The organism is Rhizobium sp. 22-785-1 (assembly GCF_053521965.1).
The window spans coordinates 89,932-115,130 of the sequence record NZ_JBNWDI010000001.1 but is presented as its reverse complement, the minus strand read 5'-3'; the positions used below and the strand labels follow the sequence as shown (position 1 = coordinate 115,130).

General features: G+C 56.6%; 27 protein-coding genes and 1 riboswitch. Of the genes, 10 read left to right on the top strand and 17 right to left on the bottom strand.

Annotated features, from left to right (window positions below):
• Positions 1–13 precede the first annotated feature (13 nt).
• From ACQZ5M_RS00585 to crcB, 5 genes are all read right to left on the bottom strand, one after another.
• Complete coding sequence (locus ACQZ5M_RS00585) at positions 14–478, bottom strand: hypothetical protein (RefSeq protein ID WP_296036562.1); 465 nt, start codon at positions 476–478, stop codon at positions 14–16.
• 116 nt (positions 479–594) lie between these two features.
• Positions 595–1,380 carry an ATP12 family chaperone protein gene (locus ACQZ5M_RS00580; RefSeq protein ID WP_296075795.1) on the bottom strand — a complete coding sequence of 262 codons (786 nt, stop codon included), beginning with the start codon at positions 1,378–1,380 and terminating at the stop codon, positions 595–597.
• Between the two features lie 12 nt (positions 1,381–1,392).
• Positions 1,393–2,049: an HAD-IA family hydrolase gene (locus tag ACQZ5M_RS00575; protein ID WP_296085983.1), complete on the bottom strand. Its 657-nt coding sequence runs from the start codon at positions 2,047–2,049 to the stop codon at positions 1,393–1,395.
• A complete protein-coding gene (locus ACQZ5M_RS00570) occupies positions 2,046–3,038 on the bottom strand; it encodes an RluA family pseudouridine synthase (RefSeq protein ID WP_296075801.1) in 993 nt (330 codons plus the stop codon). Before ACQZ5M_RS00570 ends, ACQZ5M_RS00575 begins: the two co-directional genes overlap by 4 nt.
• Before the next feature lie 62 nt (positions 3,039–3,100).
• Positions 3,101–3,478 (bottom strand): fluoride efflux transporter CrcB, encoded by a 378-nt coding sequence (crcB, locus tag ACQZ5M_RS00565; protein ID WP_296075804.1) that lies wholly within the window; start codon positions 3,476–3,478, stop codon positions 3,101–3,103.
• A 183-nt stretch (positions 3,479–3,661) separates the two neighbouring features.
• Here crcB and ACQZ5M_RS00560 point away from each other — a divergent pair, with 183 nt between their 5' ends.
• Positions 3,662–3,934, top strand: coding sequence for a hypothetical protein (locus ACQZ5M_RS00560; RefSeq protein WP_296075806.1), 273 nt, complete (start codon positions 3,662–3,664; stop codon positions 3,932–3,934).
• An 86-nt stretch (positions 3,935–4,020) separates the two neighbouring features.
• Positions 4,021–4,449, top strand: a complete 429-nt coding sequence (locus tag ACQZ5M_RS00555; RefSeq protein WP_296075808.1) for a plastocyanin/azurin family copper-binding protein — start codon at positions 4,021–4,023, stop codon at positions 4,447–4,449.
• A gap of 62 nt (positions 4,450–4,511) precedes the next feature.
• Here ACQZ5M_RS00555 and ACQZ5M_RS00550 read toward each other — a convergent pair whose 3' ends face one another.
• Together ACQZ5M_RS00550 and ACQZ5M_RS00545 are read right to left on the bottom strand one after the other, a co-directional pair.
• On the bottom strand, positions 4,512–5,513 hold the full coding sequence (locus tag ACQZ5M_RS00550) for a copper chaperone PCu(A)C (RefSeq protein ID WP_296075811.1): 1,002 nt from the start codon (positions 5,511–5,513) through the stop codon (positions 4,512–4,514).
• Positions 5,514–5,591: 78 nt separating this feature from the next.
• A complete protein-coding gene (locus ACQZ5M_RS00545) occupies positions 5,592–5,999 on the bottom strand; it encodes a hypothetical protein (RefSeq protein ID WP_296075814.1) in 408 nt (135 codons plus the stop codon).
• A gap of 119 nt (positions 6,000–6,118) precedes the next feature.
• Between ACQZ5M_RS00545 and ACQZ5M_RS00540 the strand changes: the two genes are divergently transcribed.
• From ACQZ5M_RS00540 to ACQZ5M_RS00520, 5 genes are all read left to right on the top strand, one after another.
• On the top strand, positions 6,119–6,304 hold the full coding sequence (locus ACQZ5M_RS00540; protein WP_296036576.1) for a DUF3008 family protein: 186 nt from the start codon (positions 6,119–6,121) through the stop codon (positions 6,302–6,304).
• A gap of 126 nt (positions 6,305–6,430) precedes the next feature.
• Positions 6,431–6,518: riboswitch (glycine riboswitch) on the top strand.
• Between the two features lie 154 nt (positions 6,519–6,672).
• Positions 6,673–7,812, top strand: a complete 1,140-nt coding sequence (gcvT, locus tag ACQZ5M_RS00535) for a glycine cleavage system aminomethyltransferase GcvT (protein WP_296075816.1) — start codon at positions 6,673–6,675, stop codon at positions 7,810–7,812.
• A 15-nt stretch (positions 7,813–7,827) separates the two neighbouring features.
• Positions 7,828–8,190 carry a glycine cleavage system protein GcvH gene (gene gcvH, locus ACQZ5M_RS00530; RefSeq protein ID WP_296016373.1) on the top strand — a complete coding sequence of 121 codons (363 nt, stop codon included), beginning with the start codon at positions 7,828–7,830 and terminating at the stop codon, positions 8,188–8,190.
• On the top strand, positions 8,190–11,054 hold the full coding sequence (gene gcvP / locus ACQZ5M_RS00525) for an aminomethyl-transferring glycine dehydrogenase (RefSeq protein WP_449078836.1): 2,865 nt from the start codon (positions 8,190–8,192) through the stop codon (positions 11,052–11,054). Before gcvH ends, gcvP begins: the two co-directional genes overlap by 1 nt.
• A 292-nt stretch (positions 11,055–11,346) precedes the next feature.
• Positions 11,347–11,640, top strand: a complete 294-nt coding sequence (locus ACQZ5M_RS00520; protein ID WP_449078835.1) for a diguanylate cyclase domain-containing protein — start codon at positions 11,347–11,349, stop codon at positions 11,638–11,640.
• A 293-nt stretch (positions 11,641–11,933) separates the two neighbouring features.
• On the opposite strand, the gene ACQZ5M_RS00515 is transcribed toward ACQZ5M_RS00520, so the two are convergent.
• Positions 11,934–12,434 carry a hypothetical protein gene (locus ACQZ5M_RS00515; protein WP_296077149.1) on the bottom strand — a complete coding sequence of 167 codons (501 nt, stop codon included), beginning with the start codon at positions 12,432–12,434 and terminating at the stop codon, positions 11,934–11,936.
• A gap of 136 nt (positions 12,435–12,570) precedes the next feature.
• On the opposite strand from ACQZ5M_RS00515, the gene ACQZ5M_RS00510 reads away from it, so the two are divergent.
• The gene (locus ACQZ5M_RS00510) at positions 12,571–13,830 is read left to right on the top strand and encodes an MFS transporter (RefSeq protein ID WP_449078834.1); all 1,260 of its coding nucleotides are present in this window, start codon (positions 12,571–12,573) and stop codon (positions 13,828–13,830) included.
• 66 nt (positions 13,831–13,896) lie between these two features.
• On the opposite strand, the gene ACQZ5M_RS00505 is transcribed toward ACQZ5M_RS00510, so the two are convergent.
• From ACQZ5M_RS00505 to cysG, 5 genes are all read right to left on the bottom strand, one after another.
• Positions 13,897–14,709, bottom strand: coding sequence for a ferredoxin--NADP reductase (locus ACQZ5M_RS00505; RefSeq protein WP_449078833.1), 813 nt, complete (start codon positions 14,707–14,709; stop codon positions 13,897–13,899).
• A gap of 145 nt (positions 14,710–14,854) precedes the next feature.
• On the bottom strand, positions 14,855–15,361 hold the full coding sequence (locus ACQZ5M_RS00500) for a DUF934 domain-containing protein (RefSeq protein WP_449078832.1): 507 nt from the start codon (positions 15,359–15,361) through the stop codon (positions 14,855–14,857).
• Positions 15,362–15,371: 10 nt separating this feature from the next.
• Positions 15,372–17,042: a nitrite/sulfite reductase gene (locus ACQZ5M_RS00495; protein WP_449078831.1), complete on the bottom strand. Its 1,671-nt coding sequence runs from the start codon at positions 17,040–17,042 to the stop codon at positions 15,372–15,374.
• 8 nt (positions 17,043–17,050) lie between these two features.
• Complete coding sequence (locus ACQZ5M_RS00490) at positions 17,051–17,365, bottom strand: DUF2849 domain-containing protein (RefSeq protein WP_296016390.1); 315 nt, start codon at positions 17,363–17,365, stop codon at positions 17,051–17,053.
• Positions 17,358–18,818, bottom strand: a complete 1,461-nt coding sequence (gene cysG / locus ACQZ5M_RS00485; RefSeq protein WP_449078830.1) for a siroheme synthase CysG — start codon at positions 18,816–18,818, stop codon at positions 17,358–17,360. Before cysG ends, ACQZ5M_RS00490 begins: the two co-directional genes overlap by 8 nt.
• Before the next feature lie 228 nt (positions 18,819–19,046).
• Between cysG and ACQZ5M_RS00480 the strand changes: the two genes are divergently transcribed.
• Both ACQZ5M_RS00480 and mazG read left to right on the top strand, forming a co-directional pair.
• On the top strand, positions 19,047–19,634 hold the full coding sequence (locus ACQZ5M_RS00480) for a nucleoside deaminase (RefSeq protein WP_296036594.1): 588 nt from the start codon (positions 19,047–19,049) through the stop codon (positions 19,632–19,634).
• Between the two features lie 19 nt (positions 19,635–19,653).
• The gene (gene mazG, locus ACQZ5M_RS00475; RefSeq protein WP_296016396.1) at positions 19,654–20,490 is read left to right on the top strand and encodes a nucleoside triphosphate pyrophosphohydrolase; all 837 of its coding nucleotides are present in this window, start codon (positions 19,654–19,656) and stop codon (positions 20,488–20,490) included.
• A 35-nt stretch (positions 20,491–20,525) separates the two neighbouring features.
• On the opposite strand, the gene ACQZ5M_RS00470 is transcribed toward mazG, so the two are convergent.
• The 4 genes from ACQZ5M_RS00470 to trkA form a co-directional block, all read right to left on the bottom strand.
• Positions 20,526–21,401, bottom strand: a complete 876-nt coding sequence (locus ACQZ5M_RS00470; RefSeq protein ID WP_449078829.1) for a GGDEF domain-containing protein — start codon at positions 21,399–21,401, stop codon at positions 20,526–20,528.
• 442 nt (positions 21,402–21,843) lie between these two features.
• Positions 21,844–23,172 carry a GTPase HflX gene (gene hflX / locus ACQZ5M_RS00465; RefSeq protein ID WP_449078828.1) on the bottom strand — a complete coding sequence of 443 codons (1,329 nt, stop codon included), beginning with the start codon at positions 23,170–23,172 and terminating at the stop codon, positions 21,844–21,846.
• 197 nt (positions 23,173–23,369) lie between these two features.
• A complete protein-coding gene (gene hfq, locus ACQZ5M_RS00460; protein WP_027673217.1) occupies positions 23,370–23,612 on the bottom strand; it encodes an RNA chaperone Hfq in 243 nt (80 codons plus the stop codon).
• 188 nt (positions 23,613–23,800) lie between these two features.
• A complete protein-coding gene (gene trkA, locus ACQZ5M_RS00455) occupies positions 23,801–25,177 on the bottom strand; it encodes a Trk system potassium transporter TrkA (protein WP_296077162.1) in 1,377 nt (458 codons plus the stop codon).
• Positions 25,178–25,199: the final 22 nt, after the last annotated feature.

Here is a 25,199-nt window from a genome sequence, read left to right as displayed (position 1 = left end):
TTGGCTGGCAGTATCACCGGCTTCCGGGAAATAGCGCGGTCGCAAGTGTCGACGGCGCTGTTCGGTTCAGCTTGAACTCTGAGATCACGCGTTCTGCCACGCCGAAGGCCAGATCGCGCTCTATCGCGGACGCGTCGAGGCTGACGGCCGTGACCGTGAATTTCGCTTCCGCAATCACCTCGCCCGTCTGCACGGCGGCCGCACGCACTACGGCCCTGACAGAGGCACGCTGGCCTAGAAGCAACGATCCCTTCGCATAGGCTTCGAGCCGGATCGTCAGCACCACGCGCGGACGCGCACGTACTCTCACCGTATCGTTGATGGCATTGGAAACCCGATAATGGATCGACTGCATAAGCTCCGGCGAAATATCCGCGCGCGCCGCAACAAAGGCGCCTCGCACGTCATAGATCAGCCGATCGCCTTCGCGCGTCTCGGGCCCAAGCCTGAAAGACATGAGTGCGAGAGACGTCAGCATAACCACGCCTATCCGCTTGAGTTGCCGATACAAGAAAGATGCCTCCCCTAAGGTAACCTTCAGGGTGCATCTTCGTGCATCGTGGTTAAAAATGCTCTAAGTCGCTCGTGTGATCTTCACCGCGCTGCAGCAAGAACGCGGGCCGCGGCACGCATGTCGGTGAAGCGCACAGCACGACGCTGTTGGGCTTCCTCGTCTTCTCCCCACTGCTCCGCAGTCCAGTCTTCATCGAGATGCGCCAGGGCCCAAACTTCCTCAAGGCTTTTCTCGCCTTCGGCAAGCGCCAATGCGAGTATTGCAGATCCCGTGAGTGTCGTCATCGTGTGGAGAGCTGCAAGCTCGATCGGGGTATCATATTTGCGCAGTGTGACGGCAAAAGCGGCCACCGCTTCTCGGGGCTGCTCTTGGTGCATGACGCCTTCTATCAGGATAAAGCGCGCACCAAGCGAATTTGCTGCCCAGTCGATCACGGGGTCCCATTGCTCCGTCTGGCGCTCGACCAGCGCTTCCGGTTCGCCTGCCCGGTAGCAGAGCAGATCGCTGGAGGAAAAGCGCAGAATATCTTCAAAGACCGCCTGGGGGTCGTTCGCTACGCCATCGATCGCCGTATTCACATGGCGGGAAATCGGCATAGTGGAGGGGTCGATCACCTCGGCCTGCGCGTCCCACTCATCGCGCATCAAGACCGCAAGCGCTCTGGTCGGAACATAGAGCGGGTGTTTTGCAGGGGTACGCAGCACCTTGCCATCGAGACGGATCGTGAAGGCGCCCTCCTCCGCCTCCTCCACAGTCACCTCCTTATAAAAACGCTTGGGAAGCGGCTTCTGCATCTGGATTTGCGCCCGGCGGATCGGGTCTGGATGGCTCAAGCCCTCCGAAAGATCGTTCAGCAAGTCACGCATATTTGGTCCTCGTCAGCTCGGTATGTGACCGGGAATTTCGCTTGGATGGTTGACGATCGCATCAGCGCCAGCAGCCCAGAGCGCATCGACGGAGGCATAGCCCCAAGCGACGCCGATTGCCTTGGCACCGGCGGCCTTTGCCATCTGCATATCGTAGATCGCATCGCCTATCACAATCGTATCGGCCGCAACCATGCCGGTTTCGTGGCAGCATTCGCTCACCATGGCCGGATGCGGTTTCGAGGGGCAATCATCCGCTGTGCGGGAAACAATGAAGTGCTCACGAAAGCCGTGTGTGTCCATTATCAGGTTGAGGCCACGGCGAGATTTACCTGTCACGGCGCCCATCAACAGTTCTTCGCGCTCGGCAAGCTTTGCGATCATCGGCGCAATGCCGTCGAACAAGGGCTCCTGAAAACCAGGCTCTGCGCGTGTTTCGGCAAAAATCGCCTTATAATGAGCGGTCATCGCCGTTGCCTCATCATCCACATGCATCTTTCCCTGCATTCGGGCGATGGCGATATCGAGCGTCAGCCCAATAATCGATTTCGTCAGAGACACCTCAGGACGCGGATAACCGAAATGCAAAAAGGTGCGCGCCATAACCTCATGGATGAGGCCGACGCTATCGACCAGCGTCCCGTCGCAATCGAAAAGAACGAGCTTCATTGATCGTCCCTGTCACCATCGGCAACATCGAGGCCGAGGAGATTCCACGTCTGCACCATATGCGGCGGAAGAGGTGCGCTGACGCGGAGACGACCCCCGGACGGATGGGGAATATCGATGTGGCGTGCGTGCAGGTGCAGGCGCTTCTGGATGCCGCCGGGAAAATCCCAGTTCGGGTCGTCGATGTAGTATTTCGGATCGCCAATGATGGGATGGCCCATGTGTAGCGCGTGTACGCGCAACTGATGGGTGCGGCCGGTATAAGGCTCCATCTCCAGCCAGGCTAGGTTTTGCGCCGCGGTATCGATTACCCTGTAATAGGAGATCGCGTGGTCGGCGCCTTCTTCGCCGTGCTTGGCAATGCGCATACGATCTCCATCCGGTGTCTGCTCCTTGACCAGCCAGCTCGAAATCTTGTCCTGGTGTTTGCGCGGAACGCCTTTGACCAGCGACCAGTAGGTCTTCTTCGTATCGCGTTCGCGAAATGCTGCAGTCAGCTTCTGTGCCGCGCCACGGGTACGGGCGACGACGAGGACCCCAGATGTATCGCGGTCCAGACGGTGGACAAGACGCGGCTTTTCGCCCTTCTGGTTCGTCCAGGCTTCGAGAAGGCCATCGATATGGCGGTTTACACCCGATCCGCCCTGCACGGCAATGCCGGCAGGCTTGTTGAAGACGAAGACCTTGTCGTCCTCGTGCAGCAACATGCGCTTGAGAAGATCGCCGTCCTCCGAATGCTTTAAATCCTTGGAGCCGATCGGGCCGCTCTTGACCTTGGCATCGACATCAAGTGGTGGCACGCGGACCATTTGGCCGGGTTGAACGCGGGCATCGGTTTTGACGCGGCCACCATCGACGCGAACCTGGCCCGATCTCATCAGCTTTTGCAGCTGGCCGAATCCGAGGCCCGGATAATGGATCTTGAACCAGCGGTCGAGACGCATTCCGGCCTCGTCGGCCTCAACCTTGATGTGCTCGATACCTGCCATGGCAATTCCAGTCTTTCTTTTCTGATCTGCCGCCTCGTTGGTGTGCGGCCTTTGCCTTGCCTTTAAAACAAAGCGCGGCCCAAGGCCAGCCCGGCAAAGACCGCAGCAAACGAAACCAGTAGACTTGCCAGAAGATATAGGGCCGAAAGGCCTATTTCGCCCCGCTCGAACAGCACCATCGTATCCAGGGTAAACGATGACCAGGTGGTAAAGCCACCAAGGATGCCGGTGACGATGAAGACCCGCATCTCTGCGGAGGCATCGAAACGTCGGGCGATCATTTCCACGAGAAGACCGATCGCAAATGCGCCTGCGATATTGACGGTCAATGTGCCAAAGGGAAAGTTCGGTCCCGCAAGACGCGTCGCACCCAGGCCGACAAGATAGCGTGCGACTGAACCAATTGCGCCGCCGACTGCCACGAGCAGAATGTTTAACATGAGAGCCGTTTCAATTCTATGGATGTGTATTTTGACCCTAAGACAAGTTGATGGATTTAGAAATACGCTGCGATGCCTGATGTCGCCAATGATTAAAATACGCAGCAAATTCAACTATTAGATTTAGGGCCGAGTAAATTTCGCGCTGCTAGTTTTGTCTCTTCTTATTATTGAGGGCAGACAATGTCTCAGCTTTGGTCGGTTTCCGCGAATATAGCGGCGTATGCGTCTGAAAGCGTGCGCTTGGCGCAACGTCCGCCGAGAAAAAAGGAAATTGAGAAGGCTGCCGAAGAGTTGCGCCGCCAGTCGGAGCCTGATGCTTCACCGCATCCGCTGATCAATCTCGCTGCCGCTGCCCCTTCCCTTTCTCTCTTTACATCCACCCGTCAAAATCCACAGACGACGTTCGAGCAGGCCCTGCACGCCTATGAAGAGAATCAGGATCCACCGGATTAATCTCTGTGCTACCGCCGCCATGTTCAGTTTAGTGTCAGCTGAAATGTCCAGGCTGTTTTTCGCAAAGACCGAAACAGAGGTACATCATGAAGACTCTTGCTAAACTGACGCTGGCCGCGCTTGCAACGTTCACCCTTTCCGTCCCGGCATTTGCCGCAACCACGATCATGGTTCATGAAGGCGGAGAAGGCGGGCAGCCGATGACGCTCACCCTCGACAAGCCGACGGTCAAAGCTGGTGAGGCGGTGTTCATGGTGCATAATGACGCCGTCTCAGAAGAGCATGAGATGGTTCTTGTGAAGCTGAAGTCTCCAGACGAAGCGATCCCGCTCAACACGGCCAAACATCGCGTCGATGAAAAGAAGCTGAAGAGCCTCGGAGAAGTCGCAGATTTGAAGCCGGGCGCGGATGGTCAGTTGAAGGCCAAACTGGTCCCTGGAACCTACCTGCTCTTCTGCAATATCAAAGGACACTACGAAGCGGGAATGCAGGCGAAGCTCACTGTCACGAAGTAAGTGAGAAAATACGCCGACGGCCGTCGAGGTGCAGACGCATCCCGACGGCATTTTTTTCAAGTTCAGTTATGATTGTGCTTCGCCTCGCCCGGATTGGCCGGGCCGACTGGAAGCTCGATTGTCACCTCTCCGGCCTTTTCGAAAGCAAGCGTGACCGGGACCTTGTCACCTTCTGCAAACGGCTTCGAGACGTTAAAGAACATGAAATGCAGCCCTCCCGGCTTCAACTCCACGGTCTGACCTGCCGGAATAGCGATCCCATCATTCAGCTTGCGCATTTTCATCACGTCATTGACCATTGCCATTTCGTGGATTTCAGCGCGGCCAGCCAAGGGCGATGAAACTGAAACGAGTTTGTCGTCTGAGGCGCCAGTGTTCTTGATGGTGACGAAGCCACCGCCGACCGGCTGACCCGGCAGCATTGCCTTGGTGGAGGCTGCCGACAGCTCGAGATCGCCCGCCTTGATGACGGCGTCTGCAACACCGGTCGCTGCCATAGCGGCGTGATCGTGGTGTGCATGAGACTCACCCTCCGACTTCTGCTTTGCGGTGATGCGGATCAACGGGGCAGGGTTACTGAGCGAGTGTGGGTCTTGGCCTTTTACGGCAATCTGATCCCAGTTGGCTGTGCCCTTGTCGCCGCAAAGTTGCTTGACCTTGAAAGGCAGCGCCGTGCCCGGCTCAACATCCGCGATCTTGCCCTGAATGTTGAAGGTGTCATAGAAATCGTCCGGCAAGCTGCCACCCTTCCAGCGAATTTCCACCGGACCACTTTTCACATCATTGCCGTGATTCTTGTAGGTCTTCTGGTAATCGCCCTTGATCACTTCCAGTTCCCAGCCCGCCTTGGGCTGCGGCTTGGCCGAAATAAAGCCTTCAGGCAGAACGATTTGAACTTCGGTGGTGGCAAGGCCGCCGGCGCAGCCATGTGGCACCTGAAGTGCTGCGACAATGGTGCTATCCTGTTCTGCGGTTCCATTGACGAAGCTTGTATGGGCGAGAGCGGAAGTGGACGAGAGGGCCGCGGCAATGACGATATATGTGGCGCGTTTGAAGACTGTCATCTTTTGATCCTTGAGGCTGCTGCATTACAGGCAGTCAGTCAGAAAAGTGCCGCTACGCGGCTTTGGTGGTGAGTGGGATCAAACAAAAGACTTTGGGGGATCGCGGGCGCGATTGGTCCGCGGCGCCGAGGGTGTTATGATGGTGTGGTACTGCCGAAGCGTATTTTCTATCGATGCCAGGTCAGTACCCATCCCTTGTTCCGCCACAGGTGTCGGCAGAAGAATCGAGGATGCGAGCAGGCATGCTTCGCAGAAAAGGATGGCATCACGGCTGTGCTTGCCATGCGGCAATTGAGTTTGAGCAAGATGCTCGGAGCAAATTTCGGCAAAGCTGCCGTCAGGAAGCCTATAGGCCTCATCGAAGGCAGCAACCGGGGCAGCAAGGATTGGTTTATGTCCAAAGCCAAGCGATAGCATCAGCATGGCGCACAAGATGCGCGCTGTCCGCTCTATGCCGATTGCCCCGTCTTTTCCAAAAATCACCATGACCATTCCGATAGCCCGGTTTCGTGGAAAAACAAAGTGCGACCGTTCGTATCAGGGAACGCCTGAACAGGCGTGACGTTGACCTTCAATCATTAACTGGTCAAGGAGGAGACGAAACAGTGCCCGCAAAGTCAAAAGCCCAACAGAAAGCTGCAGGGGCAGCGCTTGCTGCAAAGCGTGGCGACATGCCGAAATCGCGTTTACAAGGCGCTTCAAAAGACATGGCTAAGTCCATGACAGAGAAAGAACTTGAAGATATGGCATCTACAAAACGCAAGAAGCTTCCCGAGAAGAAAGATAGCTAGAATTTGGCCGCGCGCCACGCCAGTTCATTCCCTCTGCTTGCAACGACATGACGCAGGTTGAACAAAAAACTGTTCACTTGCGTCATTTGGTTCTTGCCAATCCGAAAGCTTCACAGATAATGAGCGTCCATACCGTTGGGAGAAACCGCTTCAATGCGGAGCCGAAGGAGCAACCGCCCCGGAAACTCTCAGGCAAAAGGACCAACGGTCGAACGGAACTCTGGAGAGAAGCCTCCTTGTAACTGAAGGGCAGGCTCGCCGAAGGGATAACAATCTCAGGCGACAAGGACAGAGGGGGCTCTTGAACCCGACGCTCGCAGAGTGTCACGAACATGAGCCCGCGCGAATGCGCTACCCTGGAGGCGTCCTTGGCCGATACAGCCGAGTTAAAAGTCACCCCGCTTCATTCCCTGCATCTGTCACTTGGCGCGCGCATGGTGCCTTTCGCGGGCTATGACATGCCCGTGCAATATCCTGCAGGCGTTTTGAAGGAGCATCTTCACACCCGCGCCTCGGCCGGTCTTTTCGATGTCTCCCATATGGGCCAAGTCATTGTTAAGGCGAAGTCCGGCAAGGTCGAAGACGCTGCACTCGCTTTGGAAAAGCTGGTGCCGGTCGATATTCTAAGCCTCAAGCCTGGTCGCCAGCGCTACGGCTTTTTCACCGATCAGAATGGCTGCATCCTTGACGACCTGATGATTACCAACCTCGGCGATCATCTTTTCGTCGTCGTCAATGCTGCCTGCAAAGATGCAGACCTTGCGCATATGAAGGCGCATCTCTCCGACAGTTGCGACGTGACACTGCTTGAGGACCGCGCCTTGATCGCGCTGCAGGGGCCTCGTGCGGAAGCGGTTCTTGCCGAGCTTTGGGCTGGTGTTTCGGGCATGAAATTCATGGACGTGCGCGAGATCCCTCTGCAAGATGTGCCCTGCATCGTCTCGCGCTCCGGTTACTCAGGCGAGGACGGTTTTGAAATTTCAATTCCTGCCGACAAGGCCGAAGAGATCGCCAAGTCCCTGCTGGAGCATCCCGATTGCGAAGCCATCGGTCTTGGCGCACGCGACAGCCTGCGGCTGGAAGCCGGTCTGTGCCTCTATGGTAACGACATCGACACTACGACATCTCCGATCGAAGCATCGCTGGAATGGGCGATCCAGAAAGCGCGCCGTACAGGCGGCGACCGCGAAGGCGGCTTTCCGGGTGCGGATCGTATTCTTGGCGAACTCGGTAACTGCACCAGCCGGCGTCGCGTCGGCCTGAAGCCCGAAGGTAAAGCGCCGGTGCGTGGACATTCCAAGCTTTTTGCCGATGCCGAGGGCAGAAACGAAATCGGCGAGGTTACCTCCGGCGGCTTCGGACCGACCGTGGAAGGTCCGGTTGCCATGGGCTATGTGCCCACCGACTACACAACACCCGGCACGGCGATCTTCGCCGAGGTTCGCGGCAAGTACCTGCCCGTTACTGTTGCCGCCCTGCCCTTCATCACGCCCACCTACAAGCGCTAATCTGCGGAGAAACCCATGCTGAAATTTACCCAGGAACACGAGTGGCTGAAGATCGAAGGCGATGTCGCCACCGTCGGCATCACCACCCACGCCGCAGAACAACTCGGCGATCTGGTCTTCGTTGAATTGCCGGAAGTCGGCGCCACGTTTTCCAAGAATGGCGAAGCCGCCACCGTCGAAAGCGTCAAAGCTGCGTCGGATGTCTATTGTCCGCTGGATGGCGAGATCGTCGAGATCAATCAGGCCATCGTCGATGATCCGTCGCTGGTCAATTCCGACCCGCAGGGCGCCGGTTGGTTCTTCAAGCTGAAGCTTGCCAACACCGCCGACGCCGATGCGCTGCTGGATGAAGCCGCCTATAAGGAGCTGGTAGCGTAATGAACACGCCCACCGAATTTCATTTCACCGACTACCAGCCCTATGACTTCGCCAATCGTCGTCATATCGGCCCGTCGCCGGCGGAAATGGAGGAGATGCTGAAGGTCATCGGCTATAAGAGCCTCGATGCCCTGATCGATGCGACAGTACCCTCCTCAATCCGCCAGAAGGAACCGCTTGCCTGGGGTGCAGCACTGACCGAACGCGAGGCGCTCGACCGCCTTCGCGAGACGGCCAACAAGAACAAGGTGCTGACATCACTGATCGGCCAGGGCTATTACGGCACCATCACGCCGCCGGTCATCCAGCGCAATATTCTTGAAAATCCGGCCTGGTACACCGCCTACACGCCCTACCAGCCGGAAATCTCACAAGGCCGTCTTGAAGCGCTGCTGAACTTCCAGACGATGATCTGCGACCTGACCGGCCTCGATGTTGCCAATGCTTCGCTTCTCGATGAGGCGACCGCTGCTGCCGAAGCCATGTCCATGTGCCAGCGCGTGGCGAAGTCCAAGGCGAACGCCTTCTTCGTGGACGCAAATTGCCACCCGCAGACCATCGCACTGATCGAGACACGCGCAGCACCGCTTGGCTGGAAAGTCGTCATCGGCAACCCCTTCACCGATCTCGATCCGGTCGATGTCTTCGGCGCGATCTTTCAATACCCCGGCACGCATGGCCATGTCAGCGATTTCTCCGGCCTCATTTCGCGTCTGCATCAGACCGGCGCGATCGCGGCAGTCGCCTGCGATCTCCTGGCACTGACGCTCCTCAAGTCTCCCGGTGAAATGGGCGCAGATATCGCCATCGGCTCCTCTCAGCGTTTCGGCGTTCCTGTCGGTTACGGCGGTCCGCACGCGGCCTTCATGTCGGTCAAGGATGCGCATAAGCGCTCCATGCCGGGCCGTCTCGTCGGCGTGTCTGTCGATGCACGTGGCAATCGTGCGTATCGTCTTTCGCTGCAGACCCGCGAGCAGCATATTCGCCGCGAGAAGGCTACCTCCAACATCTGCACCGCGCAGGTGCTGCTGGCGGTCATGGCGTCCATGTATGGCGTCTTCCATGGCCCACAGGGCATCAAGGCTATCGCTCAGCAAACCCACCAGAAGGCGGTGCTGATGGCGAAGGGTCTGGAGAAGCTTGGCTACAAGGTCGAGCCGGAAACCTTCTTCGATACGATCACCGTCGATGTCGGCCACATGCAGGCGCTTATCCTGCGTGCAGCTGTTGCCGAAGGCGTCAACCTTCGCAAGGTCGGCTCCACCAAGATTGGCATGAGCCTTGACGAGCGCACACGCCCAGCAACGCTTGAGGCCGTCTGGCGCGCCTTTGGCGGCAGCTTCTCGATTTCCGACTTCGATCCGGATTATCGACTGCCAAAAGATCTATTGCGTACAAGCGCTTATATGACGCACCCGATCTTCCACATGAACCGCGCCGAAAGCGAAATGACGCGCTATATCCGCCGTCTTTCGGACCGCGATCTGGCTCTGGACCGCGCGATGATTCCGCTAGGTTCTTGCACCATGAAGCTCAATGCGACAGCGGAAATGCTGCCGATCACATGGCCGGAATTTTCCGATATCCATCCTTTCGTCCCCGCCGATCAGGCGTTGGGCTACAAGGAAATGATCGACGATCTGTCTGCCAAGCTTTGCGCTGTGACTGGTTATGACGCTTTTTCCATGCAGCCGAATTCGGGCGCGCAGGGTGAATATGCAGGTCTGCTGACGATCCGGAACTATCACCTCGCTCGTGGCGATGCGCATCGCGACGTCTGCATTATCCCGACATCCGCGCACGGCACCAACCCCGCCTCCGCGCAGATGGTCGGCATGAAGGTGGTCCCGGTCAAGGTAAAGGAAAACGGCGACATCGATATCGGTGATTTCCGTGCAAAAGCAGAGCAGTACGCGGAAAACCTCTCCTGCTGCATGATCACCTATCCTTCGACCCACGGTGTTTTTGAAGAGACGGTTCGCGAGATATGCGACATCGTCCATACCCATGGTGGACAGGTCTATCTGGACGGCGCCAATATGAACGCGATGGTCGGTCTTTCGCGTCCAGGCGATATTGGCTCGGACGTCAGCCATCTCAATCTGCACAAGACCTTCTGCATTCCGCATGGCGGTGGCGGTCCCGGCATGGGTCCGATCGGCGTCAAGGCGCATCTGGCTCCTTACCTGCCGGGACATCCGGCAAGCGATGGCCGCTCAGGCGCTGTTTCAGCAGCACCCTTCGGCTCGCCATCGATCCTGCCGATCTCGTGGAGCTACTGCCTGATGATGGGCGGCGAAGGGCTGACACAGGCGACCAAGGTCGCGATCCTCAACGCCAACTACATCGCGGCACGCCTGAAGGGCGCTTACGACGTCCTTTACAAGTCGGAGGCTGGACGCGTGGCGCATGAATGCATCATCGACACGCGCCCGCTCAACGACAGCTGCGGCGTGACCGTTGATGACGTGGCAAAGCGCTTGATCGATTGCGGCTTCCATGCGCCAACCATGAGCTGGCCAGTCGCTGGCACACTTATGATCGAGCCGACCGAGTCCGAGACTAAGGCCGAGATCGACCGCTTCTGCGACGCGATGCTCACCATCCGCCAGGAGGCTCGCGACATAGAAGAAGGCCGTGCCGACAAGCTCAACAACCCGTTGAAGAATGCACCGCATACGGTGGAGGACCTCGTCGGAGAATGGGATCGTCCCTACAGCCGCGAGAAGGGTTGCTTCCCGCCCGGCTCGTTCCGCGTGGACAAATACTGGTCGCCGGTCAACCGCATCGACAACGTCTATGGCGACCGCAATCTCATATGCACCTGCCCACCCATGAGCGAGTATCAGGAAGCAGCAGAGTAAGACTGATCATGAAGCCCGGAGCGATCCGGGCTTCATTCGTTTTAGCCAAACCGAATTCATGATGTGATAGCCGTGGTGGCAAAATGTGCGCTCGAGCCACTCTGCGGCCGAGACTTGGAGCCGTCTAGAAGCAGTCGATATTTGTTACTTAAAAAACTCGGCTATATTCTCACCCATCGCCACGGCGCTTAGCATAGTCTGCGTCAGCCTGTTTTTCGGCCAAGACCGAATGGCGAAATAGCCGAGGCGTCCTCCATCATCCTCCTGTCGCTCGGCACGTCCGACCGGTATGATGGCAACCGCGATACTGACGCTCTTCATCTTGGCGGGGGATCTTGCCGGAGAGTTGCTCAGACAGGCGCAAAGCGACTACGTGTCGAACCTGTTAAATCACTTGGGTTTTGGAGGGCGGCTTGCGGCACAACGGACTGCAACTGACAGCGCTGGCTTCATCGTTGCGACCGGTCTCGATCGATTTAAGACCATCTATGACAGACTGGGACATGCGATAGGCGATGAGGTCTCCGCCGTTTTGCTCGCCGTCTCGAGGATGCGGCCAGTCCAGATGGCCTGGTTGGCAGAATAGGTGCCAAGGAGTTGGTATTATTCATGGCGTCCAGCGACGGGCGAAATATGCTAGAGCGCGTTGAACGCCTGCGGGTAGGGTTATCAGCCCTTTACCCAGACGTTGATCCAGAGACGCCTGTGACGGCGAGCTTCGAGGTTGTCCGGTTTGAGCCTGACGAAAGTTTCCGGCAGGCCTATGAGCGCCCGCTGCGCTGCTCTATCCGCCTCGAAGGATGTGAGCAGAACGAACACCGTGGCGGATCTCGGCGAGGCAGCGTAAAGCTCTCTTTCCAGCCAGTGACCCAGATACCTTTAGCGGGTGAGCCGGATATCCGCGGTGACCACGGTCGGTCCATTGGCGCCGTCCTTGTCTGTCGTTCTCAATCGCAAGCCATTACGTCCAAGCTTGCTGATGGTCATACCCGCCACGCGATCGCCGTTGATGTCACGGTTCCAGCGAACCGTCAGGTTGATGTTGTCGCCTCTTCGGCTGCCGCTGAGTGCGGAGGGGCGACCGGAAGGACCGACATAATTTCCGCTATATCGGGTGCCCCGCGCGGTTAGGTCCGCCGAGATTGCTCGGCGCACGACAACAAAACCACGGCATGTGCCGTTCATCTGCAATGATGGTCCAGACGCAGTGGCCTGAAACGTGCAGTTGACATTGACCGGACGAGAGCCGATCCGCGTGGTCACCGTGCCGCTGCCTTTCCAGTTCCCACCGAGCGAGGACAGAAAGGTGGTTTCATCTGCCACTGCGGGCGTGGAGATAAGTGCCGCCAAGGCGAAAAGGCACGCTGTGTTTAGTTTCATGATGATCGCTCCCTATTGAGGAACGCCAACGGCGAGACGTGGATAGAGTTCCTAAATTAGATCGTTATGGACTATAGCAACCAATAACGTTTTCGTGCGTTTGTCGCTCGCTTCACTCCTATTCGGAAATACGCAGATGACATCCATCACCTCTCCTGCCCCCAGCCGAGGCTCTGTTCAACGGCCGAGTGGCATCAGCGATCGCACTCTATTTGCTCTCGCGGTGCTAAACTTTTTTCTAGCGGATGCACGCGATGGGCTCGGTCCCTTTCTTGATGCGTTTCTGGCCACGAATGGCTGGTCCCCCATGCAGTTGGGGATCATTGCGACGGTTGGCGGTCTGGTTGGCCTTGCCGCCACACCGCTTTGCGGCGCTCTCGTTGATGGCACGACATGGAAGCGCACGCTAATTGCAGTGCCAGTCATTCTCGTTACCGCGGGTGCGCTTCTTACCTTGATCTTCCCGACGGAGACCGTTGTCTGGGGCGGTCAGATCATGACGGCCGTCGTTGGCGCAACGGTTGGCCCGGCGCTTGCCGGACTGACGCTGGGTCTTGTCGGCGAAAAGTTGTTCTCGAAGCAAATCTCGCGCAACGAGTTTTGGAACCACGGCGGCAATTTTGCTTCTTTGTTTGCCACCTATGTTGCCGTCTCTTACTTCGGCATTTCCGGTGTCATCGGCCTGATGGTCATCACCGCAATCGGAACGTTGATAGCGATCACGGCGATCGATCCCAACCGTATTGATCATAAAGTGGCACGCGGTCTCGGTCATGATGAGGGCGAACCCGGGCCTTCAGGTTTCGGCGTATTGTGGCATGAGCGCGGGCTCATCCTGCTTGCCATCATTCTGCTGATCTTCCATTTCGGCAATGCGCCGATGGGCCGACTGATTGCTCAGGATTTCGCAGTCGAACTCAACTCGCCCTTCAAAACAACGGCAATCATCACCGGTGTCGCACAGTTCGCCATGATCTTCGTGGCAGTTCTTGCTCCCTGGCTTATTCGCCGCTTCGGACTCTCTGCGGTTTTCCTGATTGCGCTGGCGGCCTTGCCTTTGCGCGGATTGTTGGCGGCATCCTTTGAGCAGTTCTGGGTGGTCTATCCCGTTCAGCTTCTGGATGGCATCGGTGCCGGCCTTCTTGGTATCGCGACGCCGGTTGCGGTCGAGCGCATCTTGAAGGGTACCGGGCGCTTCAATGTCGGCCTTGCGAGCGTGATGACCGTTCAAGGTATCGGCGCGTCGCTCAGCAACGGTGTTGCAGGATGGCTTACCACGGAAGGCGGCTTCGCGCTCTCGCATCTGGTCGGCGGTGGTGTCGCGGCGATTGCAATATTGCTCTTCATTTTCTTCCGGCGGGATATCGTTCCGAAGGATGAGCCTGAGACAACGTAAGCCACACATCACGGAAAACAAAAAAGGAGGCACCTAGCCTCCTTTCTCTTGAGATATCAAAATGCGTCAGCCGACGAAGGCGCGCTCTATGACGAATTCCGCCGGCTTGTTGTTGGCACCTTCGGTCAGCCCTGCCTTCTCCAGTAGCTCTTTAGTGTCCTTGAGCATAGCAGATGAGCCACAGATCATGCCGCGATCAATGGCTGGATTCAGCGGCGGGACGCCGAGGTCGGCGAACATTTTGCCGTTTGCGATCAGGTCGGTGATGCGGCCCTTGAAGGGATATTCCTCACGTGTCACCGTCGCATAGTGCTTCAGCTTGTTGCCGACAATCTCGCTCAGGAACTCGTGGTTCTTGATTTCCTCCACAAGATCGAAGCCGTATTTCAGTTCGGCGACATCCCGGCAGGTATGGGTGAGAATGACTTCCTCGAACTTTTCATAGGTTTCCGGGTCGCGAATAAGGCTTGCGAATGGAGCGATACCCGTTCCGGTCGAAAACATGTAAAGACGTTTGCCAGGCGTGAGCGCGTCGAGCACAAGCGTTCCCGTCGGCTTCTTGCGCATTAGGACCGTATCACCTGGCTTGATTGCCTGCAGGTGAGAGGTCAGCGGACCGTTCGGCACTTTGATGGAAAAGAACTCGAGCTCTTCGTCCCAGGATGGGCTGGCGATGGAGTAGGCGCGGTAGATCGGCTTGTCGCCGACCATGAGGCCGATCATGGCAAATTCACCGGAGCGGAAGCGGAACCCAGCCGGGCGCGTCATGCGGAAGCGAAAAAGGTGATCGGTGTAATGCTCCACCGAAAGAACGGTCTCGGCATAGACGCCGTCCGGGATCTTGATCGCAAATTCTTCCGTTTTGGCTGGAGCGTTCATTCTCTTTCCGTCCATTTCACAAAAAACCAGACATTCTCGATATGGGGAAATATACCATCAGCCTCCCCATTTGAAGGTATGAGAATGTCATTGGAGCTATGCAGGTGGAAATATGTATCAATACCTCATATTTCCTCGCAATGGTTCATACTGCCGCACGCCTTCGCCAGCTATAGGTTTCACCCTCTACGGAGGATCTTGCCGTCGGCTGGTAGTAGACATCGATGCCGGGTAACCGGTTTTCGGACAAACGACGGAGTGCAGTTTCGTTGGAGACGCTGAAAGTGGTGAAGCCCGTTCTCAGCATCAGCGGTACCTGGTCGATGAGCACATCGCCAACGGCGCGCAGCTCACCCTGGTAATTCAGACGTGTGCGCAGAAGGGATGCGTGGCTGAAGCCGCGGCCGTCATTGAAGGCCGGGAAGCTCACCGCGATAAGCGCGATCCGATCAATGAAGGGTGCAAGCTTCGTTACATCATCCGCAGGTGTTATGAGAACGCCGAGACCTACATCATTGCTCTCTGCCGCCCGCGTCAGAAAGGTCGCCAGTGGCAAGACCGCGTTCTGCCCCTCGCCTGCTTCGACGCCCTCGCCCTCGGTGATCCAAGGGTCGTTTTCGACGAAGCCTTTTTCGGTCCAGATTTTCGTCATTTCAAATTCCTCAAGCGGCTTCTGCGGTGGCAGGATAAAGGGCGTCCTTGAAAGGTTGCGGTCCAACGCGACGGTAGGCCTCCAGGAAAGTTTCCTCCTTGGACAGGCGCAGGCCGAGATACGTGTCTACGATCGTCTCGACCGCATCCGTTACCTTTTCCGGTTCAAATCCGCGCCCGATGATTTCGCCGATCGAGGAATTCTCATCGCCGGAACCACCAAGGGTTATCTGATAAAGTTCAGCACCCTTCTTCTCGACGCCCAGCAGGCCGATATGGCCAACATGGTGGTGACCACAGGCGTTGATACAGCCGGAAATCTTGATCTTCAATTCACCGATTTCCGCCTGACGCTCAGCTGCACCGAAACGTCTGGAAATTTCCTGCGAGACCGGAATGGAGCGCGCATTGGCGAGCGCGCAGTAGTCCAGACCGGGACAGGCAATGATATCCGTAATGAGGCCTGCATTCGCTGTTGCAAGACCCGCGCCCTGTAGCGCGCGGTATACCGGCTCCAAATCTGCAAGGGCAACGTGTGGGAGAATGATGTTCTGCTCGTGGCTGATGCGGATTTCGTCGAAGGCATATTCCGCAGCAATATCAGCGACCACGTCCATCTGTTCGTCCGACGCATCTCCCGGAATGCCGCCAATAGGCTTCAGCGAGACCGTCACCATCCCATAATCCGGATGCTTGTGCGGCTGAACGTTTTGGTCGACCCAGCGGGCGAAATCCGCGTCCGTCTTCTTCCAGCGGGCGAGGCTCTCCCAGCTTTCCGGGCGGTCCCTTAGCTGAGGCGGCGCGAAATAGGTGGTGATCGCTGCGATATCGCCATCTGGAAGTTTCAGTTCGCCATTTTTCAGGTGAACAAACTCCGCCTCCACCTGGCGCGTGAGTTCTTCCGCGCCGGTCTCATGCACGAGGATCTTGATACGGGCCTTATATTTGTTGTCGCGACGACCATGCAGATTGTACACGCGCATGATTGCAGTGGTGTAGGACAGCAAATCCTCTTCGGGCAGGAAATCGCGGATCTTCTTGGCGATCATCGGGGTTCTGCCCTGCCCGCCGCCGACATAAACGGCAAAGCCGATTTCGCCCTTGTCGTTCTTCTTCAGGTGCAGGCCAATGTCGTGAACCTGAATGGCGGCGCGATCGCGCTTCGCACCGGTCACGGCGATTTTGAACTTGCGCGGCAGGAACGAGAATTCCGGGTGCACGGAAGACCATTGGCGCAGGATTTCCGCGTAAGGGCGCGGATCGGCGACCTCGTCCGCCGCAGCGCCGGCGAAATGATCGGCGGTGACGTTGCGAATGCAGTTGCCGGACGTTTGAAGTGCATGCATTTCAACGCTCGCCAGCTCATCCAGAATGGCGGGCGTATCCGCCAGACGCGGCCAGTTGTACTGGATGTTCTGACGAGTGGTGAAGTGACCATAGCCACGGTCGTATTTGCGCGCGATATGCGCCAGCATACGCATCTGTTTGGAGTTCAGCGTTCCGTAGGGAATCGCGACGCGTAGCATATAGGCATGTAGCTGGAGATAGACGCCATTCATCAGACGCAAGGGCTTGAACGCATCTTCGGCCAGCTCACCCGACAGGCGACGCTCCACTTGATCACGAAACTGTTCCACGCGACCCTTTACGAAGGCGTGGTCGAACTCGTCATAACGATACATGATATTCCTCAGACTGCGATAAAGGCTGCGTCGGCAGGCTTGTAACCTGTAGCATATTCGATTGTGGGGCCCGCTGCGCGAATGCGCTCACGCAGACGCGTCGGCCAAAGACGACCGTTTTCCTCCGCTACGTCGACAATGTTGACGTCCACAACCTTGTTGGCGGAGAAATCGCGCTTTCCGATCTCCTCCAGCGAAGCGACGGCTTCCGCATGACGCGCAACGAGAGAGGATTGCAGGTCCTCGTTCCATTCGCCATTTGCATCCAGCCAGACGGCGATGCCATCGCTCAGACGATTGGCCGTCAGTACCTTATCAACCATTTGCATACTCCTGTCCGACATGCGCATTGAGCGGTGACTTCGCCAAGGCTTCGGACCTTTCGAAATTCGCACCGGCGACCGCGTCGCCAATGATGACCATGACCGGACCCGTCAACTCGTCGCGATGCTCGAGGTCCGGCAAATCTTTGAGCGTGCCATGCATCAGGCGACGATAGCTGCGGCTCGCATTCTCTATCACCGCGACCGTGGTTTCTTCACTCAGCCCCGCGCTCATCAGCCTTTTGGCGACCGAGGCCGCAACGCTTCGACCCATGTAGACGGCAATTGTGGCACCCGACACGGCAAGACGTGCCCAGTCCGGCAAAATATCCCCAGCCAGGTCATGACCAGTCGTGAAGATCAGCGAGGACGCAACGCCACGCAGCGTCAATGGCAATTCGAAATCTGCCGCAGCAGCGAAGGCAGATGTTATGCCAGGAACGACCTCGTAGCCGATACCGGCTTCGCGCAACGCCGCCATTTCCTCCGCCGCGCGACCATAAACGAGCGGATCGCCCGACTTCAGCCGAACCACACGCTTGCCCTGCAGCCCAAGCGACACGAGAAGACGATTGATGTCCGACTGGGACTTGGAATGACAGCCCTTGCGCTTACCGACTGACAGACGCTCCGCGTCGCGACGGCCCATATTGACGATTTCCTGAGGGACAAGAGCGTCATACACGATGACATCCGCCTGCATCAGCACGCGCTGCGCCCGAAGCGTCAGCAGGTCTTCTGCGCCGGGACCTGCACCCACCAGCCACACGTAACCTTCTGGGCTTTCCGGCGAGAGAAGAAGTTTCTCGGCAGCTTGACGGGCAGCATCGACGTCGTTCTGGGCGACGGCATCCGCCACGCTACCGGAGAAAAAGCGGCGCCAGAAATTTCGGCGCAGAGCGCCCTTTGGAATGCTGCGTTCTGCCGCGTCACGATATTCGACCGCCAGACGAGCCAGACGACCAAGGGACGGCGCCAACATCTGATCGATGCGCGCACGGACGATCTGGCCGAGTACGGGACCTGCACCCTCGGTGCAAATGGCCACAGCAAGTGGCGCGCGCGACACGAGGCCAGGCGTATAGAAATCGCAATAGCCGGGCTGATCGACGGCGTTAGCGGGGATGGACTTCGCCCTCGCCACATCTACGATCTCCCGGTCCAGGACGTCGTCGCCGGTCGCTGCGAAAACTAGTGTCATACCCTCGACCTGACGGGCGTCGAATGGTTCGGCCACAACCCTAATCTGCTCCTTATCGAGGAATGCAGCGTAATCGGTCTGCGGCTGGTCAGAGAAAGCGACGATCTGCGCATTCGTATTCGAGAGAAGACGTGCTTTCGCGTAGGCCTCATCGCCATTGCCGAACACGGCGACGTGTTTCCCCTCTACCTTGAAAAAGGTCGGAAATGTCGTCAGGCGTTCGTCGCTACGAGAGGCTGGTGTTTCAAGCATGGGCGCAATATCGCTTATCGATTAAAAAGGTTGAAGGCACGAAAATTCCTTCATTATAATGCCGTAGATTATTATTCTCCGGCAAGCCGTGTTTTTGAGGAAAAGCAACCGCGCGACCGAGCGGCAACACCATCCAAAGACCTGTATTTTCTATAAAAATTCTATATTTCTCGGGCTCATCGACTCTCGCCGATCCAACACCTCAGACAAACGAACAAGGGTATTATCTTGACAGAGCAAACTCTAGCCTCTCGCCTCCTCGACGTTATAGAGCACGATATCCTGCCTTTGACGACCCGTGGTGTATCCTTGGGCAACAAGGTCTTCGGAGCCGCAATCCTGCGTAAATCGGATTTCTCGCTGGTGATTGCCGAAACCAATAACGAGCTCGAAAATCCGCTCTGGCACGGAGAGGTGCATACGCTCAAACGCTTCTACGAACTCGGTCAGAAGCCCGCCACAAAGGACCTGATTTTCCTTTCCACCCATGAACCCTGTACGATGTGCATGTCGGCGATAACCTGGGCGGGGTTCGACAATTTCTATTCTTTCTTCAGCCATGAAGATTCCCGCGATGCATTCGCCATCCCGCACGATCTGAAAATACTGAAGGAAGTCTTCGGTTTGGAGCCTGGAGGCTATAGGCGCAGCAATGCGTTTTGGAATTCGTACTTTATCGCAGATCTGGTAGAAGCAGCGGACGAACCGGCAAAAACAAAGCTGCGGGAGCAGACTTCGCGGATCAAAGCCGTATATAATCGTCTTTCCAACAGCTATCAGTCGGGCAAATCCGACAACAACATCCCTTTGAACTGACAGCCCGGAAAGCAACGCCATGGAAGCCTCGAAAGATATCGCCCGTCTCATCGAAATCATGGAGGCGTTGCGACATCCTGAAACAGGTTGCCCGTGGGATATTGTCCAGACATTCGAGACGATCAAACCCTATACGATCGAGGAAGCATATGAGGTGGCGGACGCGATCGAACGCGACGATATGGACGATCTTTGCGAGGAGCTGGGCGACCTGCTGCTACAGGTGGTCTTTCACTCCCGCATTGCGCAGGAAATGGGGGCATTTTCGTTCGAAGATGTGGTTCATGCCGTTACCTCCAAAATGATCCGCCGGCACCCGCATGTCTTCGCGGTATCGGATGCGGACACGCCTGAATCCGTCAAACTACAATGGGATCAGATCAAAAGCGCTGAGAAGCGCGAGCGTTTGGAACGGCGCGCTCGACGCGGCATCAGCGAAGATCCCAAAGCGGGTTTCCTCGGCTCCATACAGCGCAGCCAGCCTGCCCTGACCGAGGCTTTAAAGCTTCAGGAGCAGGCGGCGCGCGTTGGCTTCGACTGGTCTGCCGCCGAACCGATCCTGGACAAAATCGAAGAGGAAATCGGAGAGCTGAGGCAGGCTCTCGCAGAAGGCGATACGAGCCGTATCAGTGACGAACTCGGTGATCTTATCTTTGCTGTCGTCAATATTGGCCGTCATGTCAAAACCGATTCCGAAAACGCGCTGCGTGGCACCAATACAAAGTTTAGACGGCGTTTCAGGCACATCGAAACCTCGCTCACAGAATCCGGTGAGACATTGGAGGCGGCTAGTCTGGAGAGAATGGAAGCGCTATGGCAGGCCGCCAAGGAGATCGAGCGAAAGCTTGACGTTTAGCAATCTCTGCTTGCCTGATGCGGACCTGAGGAACGCTACGAATAGCCAATCCGCTCCTGGAACTGCTTGTCTGTGAAATGATCGGGTTGATATAGCGTCACGCGGTTACGGCCGGATGACTTCGATGCATAGAGCGCGATATCGGCTTTCTTGATCAGCGACATGGCGGTACCCGCCCTGTCGTCGCAGACTGCTACCCCGATACTCAATGTTGCCGTTACCATTTGATCGTCGATCTCATGTTGTAAGGAGCTCACGATCTTTTGGAGCGAACCCGCCAGCGCAACCGCGTCATCCTTACCCATGCCGGGCTGAAAGAGAATGAATTCCTCTCCACCAAAGCGGGCGAAACTGTCTACCGGACGAATTCGGGTGAAAAGCTCCCTGGCAACACGGGCCAGTATCTCATCGCCGGCCAGATGACCGAAGTTATCGTTGATATGCTTGAAGTGGTCGATATCGATCATAGCGATCGCATCGCCGTATCGTACCGTCTGTGGAAGACGCGCACTGAAGGAGTGTCTGTTTGGCACGCCAGTCAAAACATCGAGCCCAACCAGCCTTTGAAGGCGCTCTTCCGCGCGTTCCTTGACGAGAGCCATGACGAAAAAAGCAATAGCGAAATGACAGACGATGGAGGCAAAAAACGCATTTCGCGGGATGCTTACGGCAGAGCGCGGCAGCGAAACGCCGACCGCCACCAGGATCATCAGAGCAGCGACAATGAATATCGATATTGCCAGTGGCTTCCTGACAGGCAGTGGTTCAGCGACATTATCGGCATAGACGATCCATGCGCAGGCGAGCAGCATCGCTGCAGCGGTAGCCTGAAATGCGATCGTCCTGGACTGCGAAAACTGATAGAGACCGGAAACCAGAAGCAGTAGACAGACGACGACGGGTAGAAACAAAACGAGCCACTCTCGGTTTGTTTTGCGCTGCCGGCTGATACGGCACATCCCAAGCCAAAACACGGCGTATCCGATAAGACCGACCAATGTCCCCGCAGAGGCGCAGAGGGCTTCGTGTTGTGGAACGAAAGCCTGAACACTGACGAGGATTGATGCGGTCGCGACAAGGGAAAAACCTATAGCAAGGAGCCCTAGGCCAACACTTTCTCTGGATCGAGACCGCACATAGATGAAACAGAGCGCGGCAACCACAAAGGAAAGCTTGTGCAAAATAAGAACAGTCGGAAGGTCCAGCTCGGGTAACATCAATACTCGCTCACGTCATAAATGCTGGCCGACCGGCACCCTATTCCTATCGCATTGCTGAAAATTGCGTAGAATTATCAATATCTCTAGCATAAGGCTTATGTAGTAGCACGAGACTATGTCTTCTCAAGCCGGCTTAGCGCTCCCACTCCTCTGCCTGCGACTTGACGGTCAGTCCCAGCTTCCGTTCAAGTGCAGCGCCCTGCTCTTCAGACAATCTTATATCGAGCACGACCGAACCATCCTCACGGTCCTCACGCCCATCCACGATAGCATTGTCATACACCCAGGACAGAAGCGAAAGTTGATCGATACTCAGAACGATCGTCGTTTCAGTCAACACACCGGATAGCCGAACCGATATGTCGTCCATCAGCGCGTCGACGCCCTCACCGCTCAGTGCAGATACCGCGCGAACATTGGCCCGGCCGTCCGCCTTCTGCAGGATCGCATCATGCGCATCCGGCTCAAGACGGTCTACCTTGTTCCACACCTCTATGATGCGTTCCTCAGCGACTTTCTCATCAATGCCGAGATCTGCGAGAATGCGCATGACGTCTCCCGCCTGTGCGGCATTGTCGGGATCCGACATGTCTCGCACATGCAGAACGAGGTCGGCTTCCAACACCTCTTCTAGCGTCGCGCGGAAAGCGGCGACCAAGTGGGTTGGCAGATCGGAAATGAAGCCAACCGTGTCTGAAAGAATGACGGTGCGCCCATGCGGAAGTTTCATGCGGCGAAGCGTGGGGTCCAGCGTGGCGAAAAGCATGTCCTCGGCAAGGACCCCAGCGCCTGTGATACGATTGAAGAGCGTCGATTTCCCGGCATTGGTATAACCGACAAGGGCCACGATTGGATGCGGAACCTTGCGACGCTTGGCGCGGTGAAGCTGGCGGGTTCGCACGACCTGCTCCAGCTCACGCTCAAGGCGCACGATACGCTCCTGAAGAAGACGCCTGTCCGCCTCAATCTGCGTCTCACCCGGACCGCCCATGAAGCCCGCACCGCCGCGCTGACGTTCAAGGTGGGTCCAGCTTCTGACGAGGCGTCCTTTCTGGTAATTGAGATGGGCTAGGTCGACCTGAAGCGTCCCTTCTTTCGTCGACGCTCTGCGCCCGAAGATTTCCAGGATGAGACCGGTCCTGTCGATAACCTTCGAGTTCCACTGCTTTTCCAGATTGCGCTGTTGAACAGGCGTTAAAGGATGGTCGATGATGACGAGACCAGCATCCGTCTCGTCCAGAAGATGGCCAATTTCCTCAATCTTGCCTGTGCCGAAGAGCGTGGCGGGACGAGGTTGGTTGACGGGAACGATCAATCCCTGCGTGACCGTAAGATCGATGGCGAGCGCCAGACCTTTGGCCTCTTCAAGCTTTGCTTCCATTGATCGCATCGGCGTGGTCGCAGTCGCCTCGCGGTTATCGCGCTGCTGCTTCAGCTGCGGCACAAGAACGACCGCGCGCATGTCGTCGCGGCGCTTTTCAAGCTCGGGAATTATGGATTCGTTCGACGTATCACGCGTAGGAATGTGCTGGCCTTTCAATTTTGGGGTGCCAGTCTGACATATAGGCAGATGCACAACAAAAACAACGGAGCTCGATCAAGAGTTCCGTTGTCGATTGTCGCAGGGCCGAATGCCGGGAACGTCTTAGTAACGGTGAATCAGGCGGCGCCTTCTTCTGTTTCGAACATCTGCATCGGCTGGCCCGGCATGATGGTGGAAATCGCATGCTTGTAGACCAACTGCGAGTGTCCATCGCGGCGCAAAAGCACGCAGAAATTGTCAAAAGACGTCACAACACCCGTCAGCTTGACGCCGTTGATCAGGAAAATAGTCAACGAAATCTTCTGCTTACGAACAGTGTTGAGAAAAAGATCTTGCAGGTTTTGAGAACGTTCCGCCATAGCGCCGCTTCTTTCTTTTTTGCCCGGATGGGAGACCGGGAATTCAAATAATCAATAATGCTATTCCTCTGGCCAAGCCCCCTGCCAGTGGGTGAAACTCTGGTACCAAATCGCGATGTCTTCCGCAATGTCGAAAAACTTACTCTATTTTCTGATATGACGCAGATGCAGGGCGTTCTCCTACCGAGCTAGAAGTACTGCAGCGACACTCTAAATAGTTGTTCGACATCGCGCACGGAGTCTGCCGAGGCGAACAGGATGACCCGGTCCTTGGCCTTGATTTTCATATTCCCATCCGGCCGCAAAACCATCTTGTCGCGATAGACAGCACCTATCCGAATGCCCTCAGGAAGATCGATCTCACGCAAAGCCTGTCCAACGAGCGGAGAGGTTTCGAGTGCCTCGGCCTCGATGATTTCGCCATTGCCACGCTGCACTGCGTAGACAGAGCGAATGCGGCCCTTGCGAACATGCTGCAGGACCCGGGAAATCGTTACCGCTCGAGGATTGATATACGCATCCAGAGCCAGTGATTTTGCCGCATCATGAAAAGAGCTCGCGTTCAACAACGCCAGGTTCGACTTGCAGCCCATCTGCTTGGCCATGACGGCGCCGAGAATATTGGTCTGGTCGTTATTGGTCAGTGTCACGATCAGGTCGGCATCCTGGATATCGGCCTGATGAAGGATTTTCTGATCCAAGACTGAGCCGTGCAGAACGATCGTCGAGTTAAGATTTTCAGAGGCGGCAATGGCCTTGTCGCGATTGAACTCGATGATCTTGACGCGCGTCTTTGGCTGCAATTGCTCGATGGAGCGCGCTACGTATTGTCCGATATTGCCGCCGCCGGCGATGACGATCTTGTGCGCTTCCTGCTCTACGTGTCCGAAAAGACCAAGCGTGCGACGCGCATGTTGGCGTTGGCAGATGACATAGGCGAGATCGCCCGTGCGCAATTGCTCGGATGAATCGACCGACTTCAGGTGCCCGTTACGAAATACACCGACGACGGTTGCCACAAGGTCTGGAAAGAGCTGGCTCAACTGCTGCAATGGCGTATTGACGACGGGACAATCCTCCATGCATTCGATTGCCAGCATGGATACATTGTCATCGGCAAAACGCACCACGTCCGTCGCCCCTGGAAACGCGATCCGCCGCAGGACCATCTTGCCGACTTCAATTTCGGGCGAGATCGTCACATCGATGGACATGTTCTCGCGACTGAAGAGGTCGCCATATTCGGGTGCGAGATAACTCTGATCTCGAATACGAGCGATCTTTGTCGGGACACTGAAAAGTGCGTGCGCGACCTCGCACGCAACGATATTGATTTCGTCATAAAGCGTGACGGCAATGATCATATCGGCCTGATCAGCACCGGCCTTCGCCAGAACATCCGGATGCGAGCCGTGACCGACATAGCCACGAACGTCAAGCGTTTCGGTGATTGCTGAAATAAGTTCGGCAGAAGTGTCGATGACCGAGACTTCGTTGTCTTCTCGGGACAGCTGCTCGGCAATGCCGTAACCCACCTGCCCCGCTCCGCAAATGATGACCCTCATGCGCCCTCTCCCGGACTATATA

What these genes read in the sequence shown, in the direction of transcription:
- ACQZ5M_RS00585 (WP_296036562.1), bottom strand. Translation starts at nt 478, where the DNA reads ATGCTGACGTCTCTCGCACTCATGTCTTTCAGGCTTGGGCCCGAGACG.
- ACQZ5M_RS00580 (WP_296075795.1), bottom strand. Translation starts at nt 1,380, where the DNA reads ATGCGTGACTTGCTGAACGATCTTTCGGAGGGCTTGAGCCATCCAGAC.
- ACQZ5M_RS00575 (WP_296085983.1), bottom strand. Translation starts at nt 2,049, where the DNA reads ATGAAGCTCGTTCTTTTCGATTGCGACGGGACGCTGGTCGATAGCGTC.
- ACQZ5M_RS00570 (WP_296075801.1), bottom strand. Translation starts at nt 3,038, where the DNA reads ATGGCAGGTATCGAGCACATCAAGGTTGAGGCCGACGAGGCCGGAATG.
- crcB (WP_296075804.1), bottom strand. Translation starts at nt 3,478, where the DNA reads ATGTTAAACATTCTGCTCGTGGCAGTCGGCGGCGCAATTGGTTCAGTC.
- ACQZ5M_RS00560 (WP_296075806.1), top strand. Translation starts at nt 3,662, where the DNA reads ATGTCTCAGCTTTGGTCGGTTTCCGCGAATATAGCGGCGTATGCGTCT.
- ACQZ5M_RS00555 (WP_296075808.1), top strand. Translation starts at nt 4,021, where the DNA reads ATGAAGACTCTTGCTAAACTGACGCTGGCCGCGCTTGCAACGTTCACC.
- ACQZ5M_RS00550 (WP_296075811.1), bottom strand. Translation starts at nt 5,513, where the DNA reads ATGACAGTCTTCAAACGCGCCACATATATCGTCATTGCCGCGGCCCTC.
- ACQZ5M_RS00545 (WP_296075814.1), bottom strand. Translation starts at nt 5,999, where the DNA reads ATGGTGATTTTTGGAAAAGACGGGGCAATCGGCATAGAGCGGACAGCG.
- gcvH (WP_296016373.1), top strand. Translation starts at nt 7,828, where the DNA reads ATGCTGAAATTTACCCAGGAACACGAGTGGCTGAAGATCGAAGGCGAT.
- gcvP (WP_449078836.1), top strand. Translation starts at nt 8,190, where the DNA reads ATGAACACGCCCACCGAATTTCATTTCACCGACTACCAGCCCTATGAC.
- ACQZ5M_RS00520 (WP_449078835.1), top strand. Translation starts at nt 11,347, where the DNA reads ATGGCAACCGCGATACTGACGCTCTTCATCTTGGCGGGGGATCTTGCC.
- ACQZ5M_RS00515 (WP_296077149.1), bottom strand. Translation starts at nt 12,434, where the DNA reads ATGAAACTAAACACAGCGTGCCTTTTCGCCTTGGCGGCACTTATCTCC.
- ACQZ5M_RS00510 (WP_449078834.1), top strand. Translation starts at nt 12,571, where the DNA reads ATGACATCCATCACCTCTCCTGCCCCCAGCCGAGGCTCTGTTCAACGG.
- ACQZ5M_RS00505 (WP_449078833.1), bottom strand. Translation starts at nt 14,709, where the DNA reads ATGAACGCTCCAGCCAAAACGGAAGAATTTGCGATCAAGATCCCGGAC.
- ACQZ5M_RS00500 (WP_449078832.1), bottom strand. Translation starts at nt 15,361, where the DNA reads ATGACGAAAATCTGGACCGAAAAAGGCTTCGTCGAAAACGACCCTTGG.
- ACQZ5M_RS00495 (WP_449078831.1), bottom strand. Translation starts at nt 17,042, where the DNA reads ATGTATCGTTATGACGAGTTCGACCACGCCTTCGTAAAGGGTCGCGTG.
- ACQZ5M_RS00490 (WP_296016390.1), bottom strand. Translation starts at nt 17,365, where the DNA reads ATGGTTGATAAGGTACTGACGGCCAATCGTCTGAGCGATGGCATCGCC.
- cysG (WP_449078830.1), bottom strand. Translation starts at nt 18,818, where the DNA reads ATGCTTGAAACACCAGCCTCTCGTAGCGACGAACGCCTGACGACATTT.
- mazG (WP_296016396.1), top strand. Translation starts at nt 19,654, where the DNA reads ATGGAAGCCTCGAAAGATATCGCCCGTCTCATCGAAATCATGGAGGCG.
- hflX (WP_449078828.1), bottom strand. Translation starts at nt 23,172, where the DNA reads ATGCGCGCGGTCGTTCTTGTGCCGCAGCTGAAGCAGCAGCGCGATAAC.
- hfq (WP_027673217.1), bottom strand. Translation starts at nt 23,612, where the DNA reads ATGGCGGAACGTTCTCAAAACCTGCAAGATCTTTTTCTCAACACTGTT.
- trkA (WP_296077162.1), bottom strand. Translation starts at nt 25,177, where the DNA reads ATGAGGGTCATCATTTGCGGAGCGGGGCAGGTGGGTTACGGCATTGCC.